The sequence below is a fragment of the Alloacidobacterium dinghuense genome, assembly GCF_014274465.1.
Lineage (GTDB): Bacteria > Acidobacteriota > Terriglobia > Terriglobales > Acidobacteriaceae > Alloacidobacterium > Alloacidobacterium dinghuense.
In genome coordinates, this window is the sequence record NZ_CP060394.1 from 1,909,660 (window position 1) to 1,933,241 (window position 23,582).

A 23,582-nucleotide genomic window follows, 5' to 3' on the forward strand; every position below is an offset into this window, starting at 1 on the left:
CTTGACACACACTATGGGGCAGTTAATAATTGCCCCGCTCTCATCAGACAGCCAAATAGCGCGCTCAAAGTGCACGAGGGGACATTGAGCGGGGAAACGCAATTGGCATAATCAGCAACCGGTTACCAAACTGTATTGATTCGAATCAAGGGCGGGCGGTGCCTTCGCGCGTCTATCGAGGAATAAAGAAATGGCTAAGGAAAGTACGCAGCATAAACTGGACCGCGTGCGTTCGCCGCGCGTGCACATCACCTACGATGTCGAGATCGGCGACGCGATTGAACTGAAAGAGCTGCCTTTTGTCATGGGTGTGCTCGGAGACCTCACCGGCCAGCCTGAACAACCGCTTGCCGCCTTGAAAGACCGCAAATTCGTAGAGATCAATCCTGACAACTTTGACACCGTCCTGAAGGGAATGCAGCCCCACCTCGCCTACTCAGTTGCCAACAAGCTGAGCGACGATCCGAATGCGGGCCAGATTGCCGTCAATCTGAAATTCGAAAGCCTCGATGACTTTTCGCCCGAGAACGTGGCGAAACAAGTTGGGCCGCTGAAAGAGCTGCTCGACCTGCGTCAGCGTCTGTCTGATCTGCGGGGTAGCCTGCAGGGCAACGACAAGCTCGATGAGGCGTTGTTTGATGCTGTTTCGAGCACGGAGAAGCGCGAGAAGCTTCGCAGCGAACTTGGTACCGCTGGGGGTGAGAAATGAGTACAACCAATACCGCAACTGCTGCCGCGGGGCAGGCAGTCGAACAGACTGCAGATCAGTCCCTGCTCGACCAGATTGTTGCGCAGGGGCGCTTCAATCGCGACGCCGCCACGCTTGAGCGCGGGCGCGACATGGTCAAGGAGTTCGTCTCGCAGGTGCTTGAAGGGCATATGACCCTCACCCGCGACGCGGAAGCCTCGATCCAGGCCCGCATCGCGCAGATCGATCATTTGATTTCGCTGCAGCTCAACGAAGTGCTGCACTATCCCGCCTTCCAGAAGCTTGAAGGCACATGGCGCGGATTGAAGTATCTGCTCGATCAGTCCGAGACCAGCGACATGCTGAAGATCAAGGTGCTCAACGTCTCCAAGCGCGAGCTGCTGAAAGACCTGCAGCGCGCCGCCGAGTTCGACCAGAGCGCTCTCTTCAAGAAGGTCTACGAAGAGGAATTCGGCGTCTTCGGCGGCGCTCCGTTTGCGTCGATTATCGGTGACTACGAGTTCGGCAAGGGGCCGGAAGACATGGAGCTTCTGGAGAAGATTTCCCAGGTTGCTTCGGCAGCCCACGCGCCTTTCCTCTCCGCTGCTAACTCCGATTTGCTTAACCTGAGCAGCTACACGCAGCTTGGCTCACCCCGCGACATCGGAAAGATCTTCGATTCGACGGAATATGCCAAGTGGAAATCCTTCCGCCAGTCGGACGATTCCCGCTACGTCGCTCTCACGCTCCCTCACGTCCTCATGCGTCTGCCCTATGGCAAGGACACGAAGACGATCGACGCCTTCGACTATGAAGAAGGCGTAGACGGCAGCGATCACTCCAAGTATCTCTGGGGCAACGCAGCTTTCGCTTTGGGCGCAAGGTTGACCAACTCCTTCGCCAAGTATGGCTGGTGCGCTGCGATCCGCGGCGTGGAAGGCGGCGGCCTGGTCGAAGGCATGCCTGCGCACACTTTCCGCACCGATGAGGGCGACGTCGCTCTCAAGTGCCCAACGGAAGTTGCCATTACCGATCGCCGCGAAAAGGAACTCGCCGATCAGGGACTGGTTCCGCTCGTGCACTGCAAAGGAACGGACTATGCGGCTTTCTTCAGCGTGCAGACGGCCAACAAGCCCAAGCTGTATGACAAAGACGCTGCCAACGCGAATGCGCGGCTCTCAGCCCAGTTGCCTTACATTCTCGCCATGTCCCGCTTCGCTCATTATCTAAAGGCGATGATGCGCGACAAGATCGGCAGCTTCATGAGCCGTCAGGACTGCGAACGATTCCTGAACCAGTGGATCATGAACTACGTCTGCGCGGATGACGACGCATCGCAGGCAGCGAAGGCGAAATTGCCGTTGCGCGAAGCAGCGATCCAGGTCTCCGAAATTCCCGGAAAGCCCGGCGCATATCGCGCAGTCGCATTCCTGAAACCACATTTCCAACTCGACGAGCTATCAGTCTCGCTCCGTCTTGTTGCCGACCTGCCGGAATCGGCAAGGAAGTAGTAGGCAGCAGGGATCATAGCTTCCCCTTTGCCCACGCGGTACACAAGTTACGAAATGAAAGGAGCCAGAAATGGCAGTTGATTATTTCCTCGACCTTGATGGGATTCCCGGAGAATCTCAAGACGAAAAATTTAAAAACAAGATCCAGCTCCTGAGCTGGAGCTGGGGAGCTTCGAACATCTCCTCCGTTGCCGGAACGGGCGGTTCGGGTGCCGGTAAGGTGGATCTGTCTGACTTCAGCACGATGACCTTTTTCGACAAATCGACCCCAAAGCTGTTCAAGTCGATCGTGAAAGGAACCCACATTACGAAGGGGACCATGAGCGCCGTCAAGACAGGCGCGGATGGCAAGCCCTATCTGAAGGTGAACTTTACGGAAATTTTCATTACCGGCCTGCAGATGTCGGCTTCTTCTGAAGTGCCAAGTGTCAGCATTTCATTCACCTATAACGAAATCGGCATTGACTACTCGACGCAGGATGAGAAGGGCAATGTCGCCAGCGTTGGCGAAGTCAAGTACAGCACGAAACAGAACAAACAGTCGTAAGGCGGTTTGGATGGACGGGCTCTCTTATTACCGCGATGGCCAGCTTCAGCTGGCCATCACTGCGCTTGGCGACGAGTTGAAGAAGCAACCGCTCGACGTCAAGCGCCGTACGTTCTTGTTTGAATTGCTGTGCTTCGCGGGAGATTACGACCGCGCCAGCAAGCAACTCGATGTTCTTTCTGACGCGAACAAGGAGGCTGCGGCCGGAGCGATGCTGTATCGCGCGGCTCTGCATGCTGAGAAGACGCGGCAGGAAATGTTCGCCAAGGATGAGCTGCCTCTCGGAACAACACATCCCGCACCCTCGGGCTCTCTCAATGGCGAAGAGTTCACTAGCCTCGAAGATGCCGATCCGCGCATCGGCGCGCATCTGGAGGCATTCATCGCAGGCAGCTACACCTGGATTCCACTCGCTTACGTAGAGTCCGTCGAGGTACAGGCTCCGAAAAAGCTGCGCGATCTGCTATGGGCGCCGGCGATTCTGCATACCACCGAAGCTTTTCGCCTGCAGGATCTGGGAGAGGTTTTGATTCCGGTGCTCGCGCCGCTTTCCTGGAAGCATTCCGACGATGCCGTTCGGTTGGGCCGCTCAACCGCCTGGGAAGACAACGAAAAATATGGGGCCGTTCCCTACGGCCAGAAAATGCTGATGCGAGGGGAAGAGGAAGTGCCGTTCCTCGAGCTGCGCAATCTGACCTTCCACCACGCCAGGGAGACGGCTGAAAGTGCCACTACGTGATGATCTATTAAATCCGATTCCGGGCGACAATCCTTCCGGAGCCAGCCTCCGTTACGACAAGATCTACGACCAGATCAAAGAAGCGCGGACCGAAGATGACGACAGCCTTCCCAGTGGAGCCTGGGAACGCACGGTCAAGAAGGCCGACTTTAACCTGGTGATCAAGCTGGCGGGTGAAGCGCTGTCTACTAAAAGCAAGGACCTCCAGCTGGCGGCGTGGCTCACCGAGGCCCACGTCAAAAAGGAAGGCCTGTCTCTCGTCGAGCCTTGCTTTAAGCTCATCCATGACCTGCAGGAGCAGTTCTGGGATACGATCTATCCCCTCATCGAGGACGACGACGTAGGCCTGCGCGCGATGCCTATTGAATGGGCCGCCAATCGCGTTGCCGCTCTCGTGCGCGAAGCCCCGATTACCAAGAAGGGTCTGAACTTCTTCCAATACAAGGAATCCCGCACCGTTGGCTACGAAGGCGACGCCGAATCCAGCGACAGCAAGCGCGAAGCGCGCAGGCAGGCGATCGAAGACGGCAAAACCACCGGAGAGGATTTTGACGCAGCCTTCGCGGCGACCTCCAAGGCGTTTTATGTCGGCCTTCACGACTCTCTGCAATCCACGCTGACCACGCTGGAAACGTTGCAGAGCTTCAGCGAAGAAAAGTATCGCGATGAAGGGCCATCGTTCGCCAAGCTGCGCACGTCGATCCAGGAAGTCGACCAGGTGGTCAACAGCCTCCTCGCCGAAAAGAGAAAGCTGGAGCCGGATCCGGTAGACGAAGCAGCAGTCGAAGGCCATGAAGAAATGTCAGAGACGGAAGAAAGCGCCGGTGCGCTGGTTGCTGTGCATGCGGGGAGAGGGAAGTCCCTCTCAAGCCTAGCCATGAGAAATGCAGGATTTGTTTCAGCCAAGCCAACGGACTGGAGCGATGCCGTCAACCGAATCCGCGAATGCACCCTCTTCATTCAGGAAGAGCGGCCTTCGAGCCCCGCCACCTTTTTGCTGCAGGCTGTTGTGCAACTCGGAGAAATGGGGGAACAGGACGATCTTGCCCGCGACATGATTCGCCAGGGCCAACTGCCCCAGGCAATTCAGCTGCTGTTGCGCGATGCGGCGCGGCAGCCCAACGGCCGCGCCCGTTTTCAGAGCAGGCTGCACATCGCCCAGCTATGCGTCGACGCAGGCGAGAAGCGAGTCGCGGTTCGCGTTTTAGACGAGCTGATCAAGGAAATTGACGAGCGCAAGCTGGAAGAATGGGAGGCGGGTGAACTGATCGCGCAGCCGCTGGCGCTGCTTCTCAAGTGCATTGAATCCGATGACGACGGGAGAAGGGAAGAGCTGTTCTCGCGTCTTTGCCGTATCGACCCCATAGCGGCGCTGAATGTTTCACATTGATTTGATCTACGCTCCAGGAGTTCGCCGGCTTGGCACGTTCAGCTACAGAAACGCTGGTAACGCAATCAGTCCTTGACCGCCTGATGGCCGTTGAGGACTGGCCGACCACGCGCGCCCAATCTCTTCGCTACTTCAAAGAAGCCCTGAAGCGTGACCTCGAATGGTTGCTGAACACCCGCCAGCCTCCCATTGAGGCGCTTGCCGATTACGAACTGGCATCGGCTTCCACCCTCAACTACGGACTGCCTGACATTTCCTCGATGGGCCTCAACTCCGCGTCTGACAATCGACGCTTACGGCAGGCCATCGAGGCTTGCTTGCGCAACTACGAGCCTCGCCTGACCGACGTGCGCGTGACTCTCGAAAAAGGCGACACGGCGGAGCGCCGTCTGCGCTTCCACATCGAAGGCAGCATGAAGCTCGACCCGGCCCCCGAGGAAATATCATTTGACACTGTGCTCGAGCTATCCAGCGGCGAGTACAAGGTGAAATAAGCGATGCGCGAAGACTTGCTCGAATACTATGAGCGCGAGCTTGCTTATGTCCGGCAGCTTGGGGCGGAGTTCGCGCAAAAATACCCGCGCGTCGCCAGCCGTCTGCTGCTTGAGCCCGATCGCTGCGACGATCCGCATGTCGAGCGACTGATCGAAGCCTTCGCGTTTCTAGCCGCGCGCGTTCACTTACGCATCGACGACGACTTTCCGGAAATCACGTCGGCGCTCCTCGGAATCGTCTCGCCCCATTACCTGCGGCCCATCCCATCGATGTCGGTCGTCGAATGCCAGCTCGATCCGGAGCAGGGAAAGCAGACCACCGGCCTGCGAATTCCTGTCGGAACCCAGCTCGCAACTAAACGCACTTTCGATGGACTTCCTTGCCGCTTTCACACCGCCTACCCCGTGCACCTATGGCCATTCTCCGTAGGCGAATGCGAGTGGCGCCATCCCGAGCGTCTTACGCAGCCCATCCGCGTCCACGGAGCAGCTGGAGTCATCCGCATGCGCCTTGATTGCGCCCGCGATGTCTTCTTCGACAAGCTCCAGATCAGCAAATTAGGTTTTCATGTCACCGGCGAAACCAACGTCGTCCACACGCTCTACGAGCTGCTTTGCCGAAACTGCATCGCAATTTTCGTGCGCGACCCGCAGCAGCGCGGCGGCAAAGTTGTGCCCATCGCGCCTTCAGACCTGCGCCCTGTCGGCTTTGAAGAGGACGAAGCTCTCCTGCCATACCCCAGGCGCTCCTTCGAAGGCTATCGCCTCTTGCAGGAATACTTCACTTTCTCGGAAAAATTCCTGTTCTTCGAACTGAGCAGCCTCGAAGCGATCCGCGAAGCAGGCTGCAAGGAACAAGCCGAAATCCTCTTCTATTTCTCGCGCTTTGATCGCCCCGAGCGCCAGCAGGACCTCGAAATCGGTGTCACATCGCGCACGCTGCGTCTGGGATGCACTCCCATCATCAATCTCTTTCCACAAACGGCCGAACCGATATTAGTCACGCACACCAAGCACGAGTACCTCGTCATCCCCGATGTGCGCCATCAGGAAACAACCGAAATCTTCTCCATCGAAGACGTCATGGCGTCGAACACGAGCCGCCGCGAAAGCATCGAACTCGACCCGCTGTACTCCTACCGCTTTGAAGGCCGCAAAACAACCGGACGCACCTACTGGCACGCGATGCGCCGCCCGAATGTCCTCGGCGAGCGCGAGCCGTCCACCATGCACATATCGCTCGTCGACGTAGACGGACAGGTAACGCACCCCGACGCGGAAGTCCTCACCGTCCGCACCACCTGCTCCAACTTCGACTTGCCGTCGCGCCTGCCATTCGGACTCGAAGAAGGAGATTTCTCCGCAGAAGATTTTCCTGCAGTACAAAAGATCACGGCGCTCCGCCGTCCCACTCCCAGCTACGATCCGCCGGATGAAAAAGGACAGCTGTGGCGGCTGGTCTCACAGCTCTCGCTCAACTATCTGTCGCTCGTCGAAGAAGGCGTAACGGCACTGCAGGAAATTCTCCGCCTGCACAACTTCACTGATTCGTCGTACCTCGAAAACCAGATCGGCGGCATCACCGCCATGTCCTCGCGCCCGCACTTCGCCATCATGCAATCGGGATTCGGCAACATTCCGGCACGCGGCATGCGCATTGAAATCGACTTTGACGAGCGCCAGTTTGTCGGCGGAGGTGTATACCTGTTCGCGAACGTGCTCGACCGCTTCCTCGGCAACTACACCTCTATCAACAGCTTCTGCCAGTTGGCTGCGCGCACCAACCAGAGAAAGGAGATGCTTGGCGAATGGCCACCCAGAGCCGGGAACAAGCCCCTAATTTGAACCCAGACGAAGGCGCCGAACTGCAGACCGCTCCCATCTTTCAGCGTCTCGACGAGATGCTGAAGCGCGATCCCTACAGCGTGCAGTTCTTTCAGGCCGTGCGTCTTCTGGAGCGACTCCATCCGGAGCGCCGCCCCGTCGGCCTTTTTGTGTCTCCCGGCTCTGAAGTCGTCCGCTTCTCATCCGTTCCGACATTCTCTTTCCCGGCCAGCGAACTCCAGGGTCTCGAAAAAGCGAAGGACGGCCAACTGAAGATGTCCGTCAACTTCATGGGACTCTGCGCCGCGGTCGGCACGCTGCCGCATGTCTACACGGATTTTCTCCTGGAACGCGCCAAAGCAAAGGATCACGGCCCCGGCGACTTCTTCGATCTCTTCAACCATCGCCTCATCTCGCTCTTCTATCGCGCATGGCAGAAGTATCGCTTCTACGTCGCATACGAGCGCACGGGCGCAGGTGATGATGCCATCAGCACGCGCCTGCTCGATCTGGTTGGACTCGGCACGAAGGGTCTCACCCGGCGCATGCAGATTGCCGACGAAGCCTGCCTCTACTACACCGGCCTCCTGTCGCAGCGTCGTCCAAGTGCGCAAGCATTGAGGCAGCTGCTCGAAGATTACTTCGAAGTCCCGGTTGAGATTCACCAGTTCACCGGAACATGGAACCGTCTGCCCCCTGAGAATCAATCCTTCCTGCGCGACACAGGAATGTTCTGCGAACGTCTCGGCATGGGCACCATTGTCGGCGACGAAGTATGGGACCAGCACGGCACCGTAACCATCCGCCTCGGCCCCATGATGTTCGAGCGCTATCAGCAGTTCCTGCCCGGAGCCGACGCCCATCGCGATCTGCGTTCCTGGCTGCGCTTTTATGCGAGCCGTGAATTCGACTTTATCGTCCAGCTCGTTCTCGAACGCGAGGAGACGCCCGGCATGGAGCTTGGTGTCGCCGGTCCCGCCGCATCGCGCCTAGGCCTCGTGAGCTGGGTCAAGAACCGTCCGCTTAGCCGAGATCCGGACGAGGCCACGTACAAGCTGTCCTAACAGTATTCATTCTTGATGAGGGAGCAAGAAAGATGAGCCTGAACCTGAAGTCGCTGATCACTAAACTGGACGACGCAACCCGCAGCGCCTTTGAAGCTGCCGCCGGTCTCTGCGTCTCGCGCACGCACTATGACATCGAAGTCGAGCATTACCTGATGAAGGCAATCGACAGCTCCGACAACGACATCGCCTTCATCCTCAAGCAATACGGCGTGGACAAATCGCGCCTCACCAATGAACTCCAGCGCAGCCTCGACCGCCTGAAGACCGGCAACGCACGTAGTCCAGCCTTCAGCCCGCAGCTCGTCAAGATGCTCACCGAAGCGTGGACCATCGCCACCATCGAATACGATGCGAACCAGATTCGTACCGGACACACGCTGCTCGCTCTGCTTACGAACGATGAATTGGTTCGCCTCATCCGCGACGTCAGCAAAGAATTGCAGCTGATTCCAGTGGAAACACTGCGAACGGATTTCTTCGCCGTCACCGCCAAGTCGCGTGAAGAGCACTCCGCCGCCGGCGCTGCCGCTCCTGCGGCTGCAGGAGCAGATGGTGCGCCGCGACCCGCAGGCTCCGGCAAAACACAGCACCTCGACCAATACACAGAGAACCTCACGGCGAAGGCCAAGGCAGGCAAGATCGATCCCGTCCTCGGTCGCGATTCCGAGATTCGCCAGGTCGTCGATATCCTCATGCGCCGCCGCCAGAACAATCCCATCATGACCGGCGAAGCAGGCGTTGGCAAAACAGCAGTCGTTGAGGGCTTCGCGCTACGCGTAAGCCAGGGCGATGTTCCGCCTCCGCTGCGCAACGTGCAGTTGCACAGCCTCGACCTCGCTCTCTTGCAAGCCGGAGCAGGCGTAAAGGGCGAATTCGAAAATCGCCTTAAGGGCCTCATCAATGAAGTCAAGTCTTCGCCGCATCCCATCATTCTCTTCATCGATGAAGCGCACACCATGATCGGAGCAGGCGGACAGGCGGGACAGAACGACGCCGCCAACCTGTTGAAGCCCGCACTGGCGCGCGGCGAACTTCGCACCATCGCCGCCACCACATGGTCCGAATACAAAAAGTTCTTCGAGAAAGACGCCGCGTTAGCCCGCCGCTTCCAGGTTGTCAAAGTCGAAGAGCCAAGCGAAGAGCAATGCGCGACCATGCTGCGCGGCATCATCGCGGCCATGGAGAAACACCACAACCTGCGTATTCTCGATCAGGCAGTCACCTCCACCGTGAAGCTCACGCACCGCTATCTCGCCGGACGCCAGCTTCCAGACAAAGCCGTCAGCGTGCTCGACACGGCATGCGCGCGCCTCGCATTGGGGCAGACCACTATCCCGCCGGCAATCGAAGATGCCAACCGCCGCATCGATGATCTCAAAGTCCAGAAGCAGATTCTCGAACGCGAGACCACCGTAGGTGAAGACCACGCCGAGCGCCTGCAGACGATCGAAGACCAGCTAGCAAAGACCGAAGAATCTCTCGGGAAGCTGAAGGCGCAATGGGAGAAAGAAGTCGATCTCGTCAGCCGCATTCGCGTCATGCGTGAAGCCCTCGAGTCCGGCGCAGAGACAGTCAAGGCCGAAGGCGACGGCAAGCCTGAAGTAAAGCCCTCGCTCGAAGCGTTGCAGGCCCTCGAAGCCGAGCTAGAAAAAGTGCAGGGCGAGAACCCGCTCATGCACGTCTGCGTCGACGAGCAAATCGTCGGCGAAGTCATCTCTGCATGGACCGGCATCCCGCTCGGCAAGATGGTCAAGGACGAAATCACCTCCGTCCTCGAACTCGACCAGCACCTCAAGAAGCGCGTCATCGGGCAGGACCACGGTCTCGCTGCCATCGCCCAGCGCATTATCACCTCACGCGCCTCGCTCGACGATCCCGGCAAGCCCGTCGGCGTCTTCATGCTGGTCGGACCCAGCGGCGTAGGCAAAACCGAAACCGCTCTCGCGCTCTCCGATCTGCTCTACGGCGGCGAGCGCAACATGATCACCATCAACATGTCGGAGTTTCAAGAAGCGCACACCGTTTCGTCGCTGAAAGGCTCGCCTCCGGGATACGTCGGTTACGGTGAAGGAGGAGTGTTAACTGAAGCAGTCCGGCGCCGTCCCTACTCCGTCGTCCTGCTAGACGAGGTAGAAAAAGCGCACCCTGACGTGCTTGAGCTTTTCTATCAGGTCTTCGACAAAGGCAACATGGAAGACGGCGAAGGCCGCTCCATCGATTTCAAGAACACCATCATCATCCTCACCAGCAACGCCGCAACCGACACGCTGGCCAAGCTCACTGCCGACAAGGAGACAATGCCCGATGCCGATGGCCTGCTCGCCGCCATCAAGCCCGAGCTGAACAAAATCTTTAAGCCGGCATTCCTCGGCCGCATGATGGTCATTCCCTACTTCCCGGTGCGCGACGAGGCGTTGAAGCAGATCATTCGCCTGAAGATCGCCAAAATCCAACGCCGCATCCAGGAGACGCACAAGATCGCACTCCACTACGACGATGCCGTGCTGGAAGAAGTGGCCAAGCGCTGTACTGAAGTCGAAAGCGGCGCGCGCAACGTCGACAACATCCTCACCAACACCATGCTGCCCGAAATTTCTCGTCAGGTGCTCAGCTGCATGGCAGAGGAAACACTCACCGAAAGAGTCTCAGTCGGTGTTTCACCCGAAGGACGCTTTACCTACCAATGGTAGGCAGTCCGCGCGATCGTGAAGCGCTCACGGTCGCGCGGTCAACTCAATGAAAGCTGTGGCGAACCCGTATGGCATCGATACAAGCAGACCGGATTCTCAACTTCACCAGCCCGCTGGGAGCCGACGTTCTCCTGCCCGAATTTCTCGCCGGAGCAGAAGGCGTCTCCGAACTCTTCTACTATCAAGCGGAGCTGGTCGCCGACGTCAACACGACGATCGATCCTAAAAAGATCATCGGCAGCAAGGTCACCATCGGCATCGTTGCTGACGACAACGGCACAAATCGCTACATCAACGGAATCGTCGCCAGCTTCGAATCCAGCGGTGGCGATGACGAGTACAACAACTACAAGGCGTACATCGTCCCCAACATCTGGCTGCTCACGCTCAACGTCAACACCCGCGTCTTCCAGGACAAGACCGTCACAGACGTCATCAAAGCCGTACTCTCGCCATACAACATCAGCCCTTCGATTCAAACTTCCGGCACCTACACACCCATGGAGTACTGCACCCAATACCGGGAGACCGACTTCGCTTTCATCTCGCGTCTCATGGAGCAGCACGGAATCCTCTATTACTTCACGCACACTAAGGATGACCACACCTTCACGCTGCAGGACACATCCACAAAACTCAGCGCCTGCCCTCTTCAAGATTCCCTCATGTACTCACCAGAAGGCGACAAGAGCGCGGGCTTCTACGAATTTGTCATCACTGGCCTGCGCGCTAAGACCAGCATGGTCACTGGCAAGTACACCGCATGGGACTACAGCTTCATCCGCTACCAGAAGTTGCCGAACCCGCTCGCCAGCACACAGACCGCAGGTCCGCTTGGCGCAAACAGCAATGAGCAATACGACTACGCCGACAGCGCAGCAGCTTACCTGAAGAAGCCCGGCTCCGATTCCACCATCGCCGACCTCTCCAACTTCTTCCAGACCATGCGCCGCGATGCCGGCGACGCAGAGTGCGTCGTCATCGAAGGTGTATCCAATGCCATCTCGATGCAAAGCGGCTTCAACTTCACGCTGACCGAGTACCCGCAGTCGGCCATCAACACAAAATACCTGCTCACCCGCATCGAGCACAGCGTGCGACAAACGCCGCCCTATCGCGCTCGCGGAACCGCAACGACCACCCCCTACAACAACTCCTTCACCGCAATCCCATTCGCCACGCTTTATCGCCCGCTGCGCGCAACGCCGAAGCCAGTCGTCAACGGCATGCATACGGGCCAGGTCGTCGTTCCCTCCGGCGAAGACTCCTACATGGACAAGTACGGCCGCGTCAACGTCCAGTTCTTCTGGGACCGCCTGCGCAAGGCGAACACGCCTGACAACACCCTTCTGCGCGTCGCCCAAGGCTGGGCCGGCAAAGGCTGGGGCACCTACTTCTGGCCGCGCGTCAACGACGAAGTCCTCATCGACTTCATCGAAGGCGACCCCGATCAGCCCATCGTCGTTGGCTCCGTCTACAACGGCGTCAACATGCCGAAGTACGACCCCGCGGGCCAGTACACGCTCTCGGGCATCCTCACGCGCAGCTCCAAAGACGGAGGCGACGCCAACGCCAACGAGCTCCGCTTCGAAGACCTGAAAGGTAAAGAGCAGGTCTTCATGAACGCCGAGCGCGACTATGACCTCCACGTCGAGCACGACCACCACACGCTCATCGGCAATGAACAGCATGAAAAGATCACGTCCAATCACTTCATGGAAACCGATGGCGACACCCATCTGCTCATCAAGGGAGTTCTCAACGAAGAAGTCGATGGCGATGTCAGCCAGAATCTGAAAGGCAAGCAGATCATCAAAATCGGCTCTGACCGTGACGAGGACATCGGTTCGAACGCCGTCATCAAGATAGGGTCAAACAAGGATGAAAATGTCGGCTCCAACCTCACCGAGAAAGTAGGGTCGAGCTACTCCCTCGATGTCGGCATGAGCGAAAACCACAAAATCGGCATGTCCTACAACATCGATTCCGGTATGACGGTCAACATCAAAGCCGGCATGTCGATCGTGATCGATGCTCCCCTGGGCGTGAGCCTCACCTGCGGCGGCAACTTCGTCAACCTCACTCCTGCCGGCGTCATGATTCAGGGCATTCTAGTCAATATCAACAGTGGCGGAGCGGCCATGTCAGCGCAGTCCGCAAGCACGCAATCTCCGCAATCTCCAGGCTCACCCACCGCGCCCACCGCGCCTACCTTCCCCGGCGACACGCCGCCCTCGCAAGCCGCCTCCGGTTCATCCGGATCGTCAACCACGACGCCAAAGGCTACCACTGGAAGCGCCGGCGGCCCCGCCTCGCCATCAACGCCTCCTGCTCCTCCACCGGCTCCGGCAGCGGCAGGAGCGGCTTCGAGCGCCGCAGGCCCGGCACAACAGGCAACACAACAAGCTGCGCAAGCTGCTCAACAAGCTGCAAATCAAGCACAGCAGGCTGCGAATCAGGCACAACAGGCAGCCCAACAAACCGAGCAGCAGGCGCAGCAAGCCGTCCAGCAGGTCACGCAGGAAGCCCGTCAGGCTTACCAGCAGGCAAATCAAGCCGTTCAGCAGGCACAGCAGCAGGTGAGCCAGGCCGCAGCGCAAGGACAGGCCGCAGCCCAGCAAGCTCTCAATCAGGCTCAGCAACAAGCGCAACAAACCGCGCAGCAGGCAGCAGGCGCTGTCCAGGCTGCGCAAAAGCAGGCGGCGCAAGTTGAACAGCAGGCACAACAGGCCGCGCAACAAGCACAGCAACAGGCCCAGCAAGCCGAGCAGCAAGCGCAACAAGCAGCACAGGCGGCACAACAGCAAGGACAACAGGCGCAACAACAAGCCCAGCAAGCCGCGCAGCAGGCACAACAGGCGGCAAAGCAGGCGCAACAACAAGCCCAGCAGGCGCAGCAACAGGCGCAACAGGCCGCCAATCAGGTCAAGGGAGCAGCATCCCAGGCAACGCAGCAGGCGCAACAGGCCGCCAATCAGGCTCAGCAAGCAGCACAACAAGCCATCGGCCAGGCAATGAAAGGGTTCTAGTCAGCCATGGGAATGCCAGCGGCAACCATCACCAGCATGACCGCGCACGGCGGCAACGTCGTCATGGGTTTCCCCACGGTCATGATCAACTTCCTGCCGGCCTCGCGCATCACCGACATGCACGTCTGCCCCATGGTCACAGTACTCGTCCCGCACGTCGGCGGTCCGTTTGTCCTTGGATCGCCAACCGTCCTGGTTGGCTTCATGCCGCAATCCCGCGTGACTGACCAGCTTGTCTGCGTTGGCCCGCCGGATATCTGTGTCATGGGCGCCATGACAGTGCTCGTTGGTATGGCTGGCGCTGGAGGAGCCGCAGGCGCGGGCGGCGGCATCGGAGCAATGGGAGCGTCGGTTCCCATGCAAAGCCCCGCTGCGGCGGCAGCCGCTTCCACGCAGGCAGTGGCACAGCCTGACGGAACCATTGCCACGCAAACTGTGGCTCCCGGAAGCAGTCTCCCGCCTATGCAGCTTCAGTCGCCCGGTTTTCCCGACCTTCCTCCGGAAGTGACATCGACCTTCCAGAGCGTAGCCCCAGTCAATCTTCCGCAGGGAACGCAGCTTTTCGCCGCCGCCAGCTCCGATCAGGACAGCGCTCCAAGCTTCTGGTCAAACGTTCCACCCGAGGTCTCTGACGGAGCAAATGACCTCGTAAAAGTCCTGACCGTGACGCACCCGGACGGTCTCCAGGCATGGGCCGGACAAGCCGCCTCCGATGCAGCGCCGGCTATTTCGCAGGCGCAGCAACAGGCGCAACAAGCAGCCAATCAGGCACAGCAGAATCTGTCTCAGGTCACACAGCAGGTGCAGCAGAATCTTCAGGCCGCGAACCAATCCGTCAATCAGGCACAGCAGCAGGTAGAGCAGGCAACGGCGCAGGGAAAAGCAGCCGCCGAACAAGGGTTGCAGCAGGCACAACAGCAGGCCAAGCAGGTAGTGCAGCAAGGATCCGCCGCCATCCAGCAGGCGCAGCAACAACAGCAGCAAGCCCAGCAACAGGCGAAGCAAGCTTTGCTACAGGCGCAGCAACAAGCGCAAGCGGCAAAAGATCAGGTGCAACAAGGTCTGCAGCAAGGGCAGCAAGCCGCCAATCAAGGCAAGCAGCAGGCCACGCAGGTCTGGACCTCCGCAGGGTCCGCAGCCAGCCAGGCATTGCAAACCTTTGCCGCGCCGAAAAAGGGCTAATGCATGATCGTCACGCAAGCCATCCCGCAGCCTGTCGCCGAGCGATACCTCACAGCGCTCAAGGGATTGGTTTCGACTGTGCGCTCCGCGCTCGGAACAGCCGGAAGCGCGCCACAATCCTCCGGATGGAGGAAAAAGATGCTGCCGTTGCTGGAAAGCAGGCTTGCAGAATCCAAGACCGCGCTCGCGCATCACGCCATCGGCGATCAGGAGCCGCTGATCAGCATTGCGCTCAAGTCTCGATCCCTCGCTCGTGACATGGATGGATACTCCCTCGGTTTTGCCGGTGAAGCGTTGGCTACACAATTCGAAGACCGGCGCCGTCTGGTGGTCTTTGCAGCCTGGCAGGTCTGCGAATCCGCCGGTGTTGTCTGAGCCGTTGTCGAAAAGGCGTTTCGCCCTGCCCCCTTGTCGTTTCAGAGGAGACAGGATGGGCAAAATAAGATCGCACGAAGCGCGCACGATTTTAGGTGAAAGCATCGGGCTTTAGCCCGGTGACAAAGAGAAGAAAGAAGAGGGGCTTTAGCCCCGGGATTTTAGCTCAGATGTCCCCGAATGCGGAACAAGCCGGAAACCACTCAAGCGCTGCCCGCATCGGGCGCTGGGTCATTCCGGCCATCCCCTTCGGATGGACATGGATCCCGGACTTCGGCATCCAGCGAAGGGCTGAGAACACTGTTCCCAGCAATATCTATCTCAAAGAAGATGAATTGCTTGTCGGCGATCAGCTCATCCTCTACATTCAGACGCAGGTTACGCTGATGAAGCGCACCTTCCTCGATCCCGCCATCGCCGGTCCTGCGCCACTCACTTTCCCCGGCGCCGACGAATGCTCAATGCTCATGTTGAAGCATCAGCCGCTGAACCAGGTCACCGTCATCCAGGTGCAGCACTATCTGCGTGCAGGCAAGTGGATCGGCATTGCTACGCTCACCACTACCGAAGTCGAGCTCCTGAAAGTCCGCCCCGACTTCGAGCAATTCATGAAGCTGCTGAGAATCCAGCCCGCGACGTAATTCGCGGAATTCGGCTAGGATACGTCATGGCTTTATGGAGGGACCCGTGGCTCTCCGCATTGAGAACAAACGAGCGGTTTGGACTACGGCGACGGAGATTTATCCCATTTCCACGGCAGTCCTGGCGCTCTCGGTAGCAGTCGTATCCTATCTCGCGGCGTGGCTGGGCGGCGTGCTCACCGTCCCCCCACAACAAGCTTCGGCGCTTTGGCCGGGATGCGCACTGCTGGTGTCGATGCTGTTGTTGGTACCACGCAGGATCTGGGCCGTGCTTGTCCCGGCGGGCCTTGCAGGCTTCGTTCTTTACGACTTGTCGGTTGGTTTCCCGCCTTCGACATCTGCTCTTTTTATCCTGGCGGACGCGGTTGAGATCGTCATCATCATGGTGGGTCTCGGATACTCCTTTGACGGAGTTCCGCGCCTCAACACTCTGAAAGCACTGGCGAAGTATTCACTCTTCGCGATATTGATCGGGCCGCTTATTGGTACGTTCGTCGGTGCGTTCGCGATTCCGGGCTTTTTCTTGACCAATTGGCGAATATTTTTCTTTTCGGAGGCGATCGCGTTTCTTACTTTGACTCCGGCCGTCTTGAGTTGGGCCAGTCCGCGCTCCGCGCATGCACACAGCTCCGTCGAGTCGCGGCTGGAAGTGGCTGCCTTGATGATCGCGCTGACTTTCGTGGGATATATCATTTTCTTTGCCCACTGGAGAACGATCCCTCCGGCGCTGCTGTATTCGCTAGTACCGTTCCTTCTCTGGGCAGCCCTGCGATTTGGCTCCCAGGGTGTCAGCATTTCGATTGTTGTGATCGCGTTTTTTTCGATCTGGGGCGCCGTCCACGGCCGCGGCCCTTTCACTGGGTCAAATCCTCTCCACGCGATCCTGTCGCTTCAATTGTTCCTGGTGTTTGCTGCGGCTCCCTTCACGTTGCTTGCCGTCGTTGTGGAAGAGCGCGAGCAAGCCAGGCTGGTCGAGAGAGAGCTGAGCAAGCGGCTTATCTCCGAGCAGGAAAGGGAGCGGAGCCGAATCGCCAGCGAACTGCATGATGACATTTGCCAAAGACTTGCTCTTCTGTCGATGGAGATTCAAAGCGCGAGTCGCGATGAGAACCACTTAGCCACCGCTACGAAGCAGCCCTTGGATGAAATCCGCCGACATTGTTCGGAGATTGCCGGCGACGTTCGACTGCTGTCGCATGAACTCCATTCTGCGAAGCTTGATTATCTCGGCATCTCGGCGGCGATCCGAGGCTTTTGCAGGGAGTTTGGCAAACAGCAAGAAGTGAGCGTTGAGTTTACTGCGCGGAATGTGCCGAAATCCGTATCCCGCGATGGCTCCCTCTGCTTGTTTCGAGTTACTCAGGAAGCGCTGCACAATGCGGTGAAGTACAGCAGAACCAAACGATTCTGGGTGGAACTCAGCGGCGCCGGCAACGAGGTTCGGCTTGAAGTGAAAGATGCCGGCATCGGGTTCGACGTAAAAGAGGCGAACCGGATCGGCGGACTGGGACTTGTGAGTATGCAGGAAAGAGTACGGGCGGTCAGCGGTCGCTTCTACATTGAATCGAAACCTGGAGCGGGCACTAAAATCATTGCTTCCGTGCCCGTGGCTGACGGGAGCTCTGCAGGAAAAGCTTCGAGCGACGATGCTGCAAGTGAGGCGGGGGCAGATGAGCCCAGCAGCAAGCGCGCGTGATCTCGTTTGCTGGCCCACCGCGCCTGAGAGCCACGCCCAATTATCAGGGCGCATTTCTGGCAGCCGCCAGGTTCCGCGAACGGCTCAAGCAAAAAACCTTGTCAAGCCCCCGTAGCACGCCAAATCCCCGTAAGTGACGGAAACCAAAGCAAATAAAGTTGACTCGAAATTGGCGTGTTATTTAGCCAGAATTGCTATCCTGAATATAAGGGCTGAATAATTCTCAATTCGCGCGAACCGGCAGGTAATGGAGATTCAGATTACCCTCTAAGTGGTTGAAAACACTAGAAAGCACTTAAGCCTATTTAAATCAATCGGATAGGGGGGATGATCCCCCTCTAACTCATTGAAAACAAAAGACAGGCCAGGGGGATGGGGGCCTAGTAGGGACGAGTCCCCGATTTCGCATAGCGCGTCGCAACGCGCCCATTGGCGGTCGCCTTCAGGGTAATCCGGCGGTAGAAGCCTAAGCCCATCCAGATACCGAACAGAAAGGCCACAAATAGTAGGGAAAGTACGACGATCATAAGAACAAGCTCCTCGGAAGGGAAGATGAAACGCGCGGCACTTCGTTCCGGGGCCCGCGCCGGCTGAGGGAAGCCAGCGTTCCGCAACGCATACAATCTGGTGCATTGCGAAGAAGCATCGTTTCACAGGAAACAACAACTTTCAACGGGAAAAGAAAAGGCCCTGCCAGTTCAGCAGGGCCTTTCACGACTGAGCTGCGTCAGTTGCTGAAAAGCAGCACGCCCTCCGTCCTGCTGACTTCGCCTTCCTTGCCAATCGGCCGATAGAAGAGCTGGTTGTTTTCGAGGTAAACCTCAAGGAATGCGGGACGATCGATAATGTGTCCGGCAATCAGCGCTTCCGAGAGCGGATCCTCCACGTAGCGCTGTAACGCACGGCGTAAAGGGCGAGCTCCGTAGGTGCGGTCGATCAACGTCTTTTCGAGGATCCACTTCTTGGCCTCTTCGAGGACCGAGATGGTGATCGCCTTCTGCGCCAGGTTCGTATTGAGTTGCTGCACCAGCAGTTCGAGAATCTGGATCAGGTCAGCATCCGACAGCGCCTGGAAGATGATGATTTCGTCAAGACGGTTGAGGAACTCCGGATTGAACGTCCGTTTCACCTCGTTCTTGACCAGTTCTTCCACCTTCTCGACGACCAGGTCTTCACGCTCGCTCTGGAAGCCAAGCCCCTGTTTCCGCTGCAGGTGACGCGCCCCAATGTTCGAGGTCATGATGATGATCGTGTTCTTAAAGTCGACCGTGTTGCCAAGGCCGTCCGTAAGCTGACCATCCTCAAAGACCTGCAGCAAGATGTTGAAGACATCTGGATGCGCCTTCTCGATCTCATCCAGCAGAACCACAGAGTAAGGAGACCGCTTCACCCGCTCCGTAAGCTGTCCGCCCTCCTCGTAACCCACGTATCCCGGAGGCGAACCGATCAGCTTCGAAACCGAATGCTTCTCCATGAACTCCGACATATCGAAACGAATCAGCGCCTTCTCGGAGCCAAAGAGGAACTGCGCCAGCGTACGCGCCATCTCCGTTTTACCGACGCCCGTCGGTCCGAGGAAGAGAAACGACCCAATCGGCCGATGCGGCGACTTCAAGCCGGCACGCGAGCGGCGAATCGCCCGGGCAAGAGCCGAGATCGCTTTGTCCTGCGAAATGACGCGCTTGTGCAGCTCCTCTTCGACGCGCAGCAGCTTCTGCGTCTCTTCTTCCTTGATCGAAGTAATCGGAACGCCAGTCCAGCGGCTGACCACGTCCTCAATATCCTCTCTAGACACGATGCCGGCCGCCGAGTCATCCAGGTGATACTTGTCGCGCAGACCGCGCAGGTTCTCTCGCTCCTTGCGCTCTTCGTCGGAGTAGAACCGCGCCTTCTCGAACTCGTGGTTCGCAATCGCCGAATCCATCCGGTGCACGATGAACTTGATCCGCTTGTGGACCTCGGTGATCTCCTCGGGCAGGGAAGTTTGCCGCAGTTTTACGCGCGCGCCCGCTTCGTCGATGAGGTCGATAGCCTTATCGGGCAGGAATCGGTCGGGAATGTAGCGGTTAGAGTGCGAGACAGCGAACGTGATCGAGTCATCGGTATAACTGACCGCATGGAACTTCTCATAGCGGTCTTTGATGCCCATGATGATCTTGATCGCGTCTTCCTCGTTCGGCGGCGGAACCTTCACCGCCTGGAAACGTCGCTCGAGCGACCGGTCCTTCTCGATCGACTTGCGGTATTCCCCCGGAGTCGTCGCGCCGATGCACTGAATCTCACCGCGCGACAGCGCCGGCTTCAGGATATTGGCCGCGTCCAGCGACCCTTCCGCCGAACCCGCGCCGACCAGCGTGTGCAGCTCATCGATGAAGATGATGGAATTCTGGTTCTCCATCAGTTCCTTCATGATGGTCTTCAGCCGCTCCTCGAATTGGCCGCGGTATTTCGTACCGGCAACGATCAGCGACAGATCGAGCGCCAGCACCCGCTTGTCCGCCAGGAAGCTGGGAACGTCGCCGTCAGCAATACGCTGCGCCAGCCCCTCGACGATCGCCGTCTTACCCACACCCGGCTCGCCGATGAGCACCGGATTGTTCTTGGTCCTGCGGCAGAGAATCTGAACAACCCGCTCCAACTCAGAATCGCGTCCAACCAACGGATCAAGCTGGTTGTCCATGGCGGCCTGGGTAAGATCGCGCGAGAACTCAGCCAGCAGGCTAGACTCACGATTCCGCTGCTGCTGTGGAGCCTTTTCCTGCGTAGCCCGCGCCAACTCTTCGCGGATCGCGACCAGCTTCAGTCCGCGCTCGTGCAGAATCTCTGCGGCGAAGCACTTCTCCTCACGCAGTAAACCAAGCAGCAGATGCTCCGTCCCGATGTGCTTGTGCGAAAGCCGCTCCGCCTCCTCAGCCGCATACGCCAGAACGCGCTTGCACTCATTTGAAAGGGGAAGATCGACCGAGGTCGAAACCTTCTCCCGAATTGTGGTATGTCCTTCAATCTGCTTCCGGATCGACTCGACAGATGCGTGCGACCGCAGGAAGCGATTGGTTAACGCTTTGTCCTCACGCAAAAGGCCGAGCAGGAGATGCTCGGTCTCAATGTACGGGGAGCCAAACTGGCTGGCTTCATACCGTGCAAAAAATATGACGCGACGTGCTTTTTCTGTATAGCGCTCGAACATGTTCCCCCTGCGAAGACCGCCGCTGCTGTCGAGCTTTGAGCCATTCAACTCAAACCCTTCTCAAGGAGGGCTTGCTCGCATACTGCAAAAAGGCCTTCATTCCTTGCCGTCGCTCCCAACCAAATGAAAATTGGCCCAGGTTAAAAGCGACCTTTGGTCTGGATGCTCATCGCATCCATTCCGCTTTCCCGAAGGGAACTGTTGCCAATTCCTCCGGTCTTCCTCAACCCGCCTCTACCCGCTTAAATCACCTGCGGATTCAATTCCTCAACGCGGCCCTTATCCAGCCGCAACACACGGCTACATCTTCGTGCCAGCGCCATATTGTGCGTCACAATCACCGATGTCAAATGATGACCCTGATGCATGCGCTCAATCAAGCTGAAAACCAAGTCTGCCGTCCCGCTGTCCAGATCGCCCGTCGGTTCATCTGCCAGTAACAGTTTCGGTTGCGTCACCAAAGCGCGCGCCAGAGACACCCGCTGCTGTTCGCCTCCGGACAGTTCACCTGCACGATGCTCCGCCCGATCGCCCAACTCGACCTCTTCAAGCCACGTCTGCGCATTTCTGCTGGCCGCAGCCCTGGACTCACCTCTTGCCAGCAACGGCATGGCTACGTTCTCCAAAGCCGTAAATTCCGGGAGCAGATAGTGAAACTGCCACACATAACCGATCTCCCTGTTCCGGAAACTGGCGGCCTGCTTGGTTGACAGAGTTTTCAAAGGAATTGAGGCGCAGTATACGTCACCTTCAGAAGGAGTATCAAGAGCACCAAGGATGTGCAAAAGTGTGCTCTTACCCGCTCCCGACTGGCCTACGATCGCCAGCAGATCGCCTTGCGCGACCTCAAAACTGAGTCCTGCAAATAGCACCAGCTTTCCGCGCCCGGTAGTGTACTCCTTGCGCAGGTTCTTCACCTGTACTAATGGATGCACAACCTGTGGCGGACGACTCAGGTCAGAGCTTGCCGGATCGGCGGAAGTGAGGCCTGAAGTGGTGGAGAAGACTCCCATACTTACCTCTAACACTCTTGGACACCAAAAAGAAAGCGCCGGCTCATCGGTTTCTCAATTCATGTGCACGAAAGTGCAATGCTGAATGCGCTGAAGCGCGTCAAAAAATAGTTGCAGGTCACCTGCCAAACATTACTGACGATCTTCACAAGATTTTGAGAATGAGAAAGACGAAGCCCATTTCGCAGAAGACAAACCCTCCTGTATTCGTCTCATTTCATCGGAACGACAGGCATGGCTTCAAGAACGGCAAGTTCGCCCTGCACGTTTTTCCACGCCTTTGCATCCTTTTTGGTAATGATGGGCGAATTTGGGTTGGAGTAATACGCAAGGATGTCCCGTTTCAGTCCCGATGGGGCAGGTTCGGTTGGCTTTGCCGTGATGAGACCCAGCAGTTTCGCATACGTCTTATCCGTCAGCGGATAACCTCCAGGCTGCACAATATACCCGGTATCGAGGTCGCGATTGTCCAGATTCATGGTCATCTTCGGATCGCCCGACGGCGCCTGAAGCAGGCGTTTCAGCAAGTCGTTATACCAGTCCAGAGAACGGTTCACGCTTGCGACATATTTGCTCTCCGTCTCTTCTGTCGGAATCTTGATGGAGAGATCGGAAAGCGTCCCAACTTTGGGTACAATGATGACGAAAAATGCCAGAAAATGCGTCTTGATCCCGGCTTTCCTGCGCGTGTCTTGCCAGCCATGGTTGTAATCGGCTTCGTTTATCCTTTGCGAGAACCTTTGAAACTCCTCGGTATCCGGGTCCGGTGGAAAGTCCTTCCTGTGAATCAGTGCCTCCGCGTGAGCAACATCCGGGAGGAAGGCGCGTACTGAACGCCTGTAGGAACCGATCGCCGCTCCTCTCCGCTTCTTTCCCAGCACTTCATACAGATGAAGCCCGTAAGTCTCGTAAAAAGCGCGCTCGAGCAGGCCGCCGGAGACGCGCAGCCCAATGTGATTGAGATAGGCCTGCGGCGCGAAATGCTCTTTTGTCATTTGATCAATATCAAATGCGAATTCGGTACGAACATGCCCGTGCGGGCTTTCGTCATAGGTAATGGAGTGCCCGTACTGGAGAGCCAACTTTGGAAATTCAACAGCGGTCGATGGGTTCACCGCGTCTTGGTGTCCGATGCTGTCTCCAACATAATGAGAGAGCGCACCGAGAGCGAAGGCGAGTTCGTTCGCATTGCGTGCGTTGCGAATGAGGCTGGCGATAAAGTCGCCCGTCCGCACGTAGTGCAACAGATCGCTGAAGATCACGTGACTGAAAGGGTAGTAACCCGCATCCTGAATCTCACAGCCGCCATAGGCGTACGACTGGGCAATGCGCAGTTGCTCGGCCGTAGTCTGCGGATAGCGAGCCAGTAGAAGTGGCTTGATCGAAGGTCCCCACGCAAGATCGATCATTTGCTGGTGCGTCAGCACCGCGTAGGCGAAAGCATATGGGCAGGAGATAACAATCAACGTCCAGATCAACAGGCTTAATCTGAACAAACAAAAAGAAGTT

The 23,582-nt window shown here is 57.8% G+C and carries 18 protein-coding genes; 14 read left to right on the forward strand and 4 right to left on the reverse strand.

From position 1 onward, the window contains the following. Window positions 1-190: 190 nt before the first annotated feature. From tssB to H7849_RS07770, 14 genes are all read left to right on the forward strand, one after another. Window positions 191-709: a type VI secretion system contractile sheath small subunit gene (gene tssB / locus H7849_RS07705; protein WP_186745450.1), complete on the forward strand. Its 519-nt coding sequence runs from the start codon at window positions 191-193 to the stop codon at window positions 707-709. After that, window positions 706-2,199, forward strand: coding sequence for a type VI secretion system contractile sheath large subunit (tssC, locus tag H7849_RS07710; protein WP_186745452.1), 1,494 nt, complete (start codon window positions 706-708; stop codon window positions 2,197-2,199). The genes tssB and tssC overlap by 4 nt, the downstream gene beginning before the upstream one ends. A gap of 70 nt (window positions 2,200-2,269) precedes the next feature. Beyond that, the gene (locus H7849_RS07715) at window positions 2,270-2,746 is read left to right on the forward strand and encodes an Hcp family type VI secretion system effector (RefSeq protein ID WP_186745454.1); all 477 of its coding nucleotides are present in this window, start codon (window positions 2,270-2,272) and stop codon (window positions 2,744-2,746) included. Window positions 2,747-2,756: 10 nt separating this feature from the next. Next, window positions 2,757-3,485 carry a type VI secretion system accessory protein TagJ gene (locus tag H7849_RS07720; protein ID WP_186745456.1) on the forward strand — a complete coding sequence of 243 codons (729 nt, stop codon included), beginning with the start codon at window positions 2,757-2,759 and terminating at the stop codon, window positions 3,483-3,485. Beyond that, complete coding sequence (tssA, locus tag H7849_RS07725) at window positions 3,472-4,875, forward strand: type VI secretion system protein TssA (RefSeq protein ID WP_186745458.1); 1,404 nt, start codon at window positions 3,472-3,474, stop codon at window positions 4,873-4,875. Before H7849_RS07720 ends, tssA begins: the two co-directional genes overlap by 14 nt. A gap of 29 nt (window positions 4,876-4,904) precedes the next feature. Then, entirely contained in the window at window positions 4,905-5,369 is a 465-nt protein-coding gene (gene tssE, locus H7849_RS07730) for a type VI secretion system baseplate subunit TssE (RefSeq protein ID WP_186745459.1), read from the forward strand. Window positions 5,370-5,372: 3 nt separating this feature from the next. Then, window positions 5,373-7,214 (forward strand): type VI secretion system baseplate subunit TssF, encoded by a 1,842-nt coding sequence (gene tssF, locus H7849_RS07735; RefSeq protein WP_186745461.1) that lies wholly within the window; start codon window positions 5,373-5,375, stop codon window positions 7,212-7,214. After that, window positions 7,178-8,257, forward strand: coding sequence for a type VI secretion system baseplate subunit TssG (gene tssG, locus H7849_RS07740; RefSeq protein WP_186745463.1), 1,080 nt, complete (start codon window positions 7,178-7,180; stop codon window positions 8,255-8,257). The genes tssF and tssG overlap by 37 nt, the downstream gene beginning before the upstream one ends. Window positions 8,258-8,289: 32 nt before the next feature. Further along, the gene (tssH, locus tag H7849_RS07745) at window positions 8,290-10,950 is read left to right on the forward strand and encodes a type VI secretion system ATPase TssH (RefSeq protein ID WP_186745464.1); all 2,661 of its coding nucleotides are present in this window, start codon (window positions 8,290-8,292) and stop codon (window positions 10,948-10,950) included. Window positions 10,951-11,018: 68 nt separating this feature from the next. Continuing rightward, on the forward strand, window positions 11,019-13,979 hold the full coding sequence (locus H7849_RS07750; protein ID WP_186745466.1) for a type VI secretion system Vgr family protein: 2,961 nt from the start codon (window positions 11,019-11,021) through the stop codon (window positions 13,977-13,979). 6 nt (window positions 13,980-13,985) lie between these two features. Beyond that, the gene (locus H7849_RS26430) at window positions 13,986-15,161 is read left to right on the forward strand and encodes a PAAR domain-containing protein (RefSeq protein ID WP_222439780.1); all 1,176 of its coding nucleotides are present in this window, start codon (window positions 13,986-13,988) and stop codon (window positions 15,159-15,161) included. A 3-nt stretch (window positions 15,162-15,164) separates the two neighbouring features. After that, the gene (locus H7849_RS07760) at window positions 15,165-15,536 is read left to right on the forward strand and encodes a hypothetical protein (RefSeq protein ID WP_186745468.1); all 372 of its coding nucleotides are present in this window, start codon (window positions 15,165-15,167) and stop codon (window positions 15,534-15,536) included. A gap of 170 nt (window positions 15,537-15,706) precedes the next feature. Next, window positions 15,707-16,177: a hypothetical protein gene (locus H7849_RS07765; RefSeq protein ID WP_186745469.1), complete on the forward strand. Its 471-nt coding sequence runs from the start codon at window positions 15,707-15,709 to the stop codon at window positions 16,175-16,177. A gap of 46 nt (window positions 16,178-16,223) precedes the next feature. Next, window positions 16,224-17,873, forward strand: coding sequence for a sensor histidine kinase (locus H7849_RS07770; RefSeq protein WP_251106681.1), 1,650 nt, complete (start codon window positions 16,224-16,226; stop codon window positions 17,871-17,873). A gap of 380 nt (window positions 17,874-18,253) precedes the next feature. On the opposite strand, the gene H7849_RS07775 is transcribed toward H7849_RS07770, so the two are convergent. The 4 genes from H7849_RS07775 to H7849_RS07790 form a co-directional block, all read right to left on the reverse strand. Further along, window positions 18,254-18,400, reverse strand: a complete 147-nt coding sequence (locus H7849_RS07775) for a hypothetical protein (protein WP_186745471.1) — start codon at window positions 18,398-18,400, stop codon at window positions 18,254-18,256. Between the two features lie 200 nt (window positions 18,401-18,600). Next, a complete protein-coding gene (locus H7849_RS07780; protein WP_186747300.1) occupies window positions 18,601-21,060 on the reverse strand; it encodes an ATP-dependent Clp protease ATP-binding subunit in 2,460 nt (819 codons plus the stop codon). Window positions 21,061-21,302: 242 nt separating this feature from the next. Then, window positions 21,303-22,073 carry an ABC transporter ATP-binding protein gene (locus H7849_RS07785; RefSeq protein WP_186745472.1) on the reverse strand — a complete coding sequence of 257 codons (771 nt, stop codon included), beginning with the start codon at window positions 22,071-22,073 and terminating at the stop codon, window positions 21,303-21,305. Window positions 22,074-22,285: 212 nt separating this feature from the next. Then, entirely contained in the window at window positions 22,286-23,569 is a 1,284-nt protein-coding gene (locus H7849_RS07790; protein ID WP_251106682.1) for a zinc dependent phospholipase C family protein, read from the reverse strand. Between the last annotated feature and the right edge of the window lie 13 nt (window positions 23,570-23,582).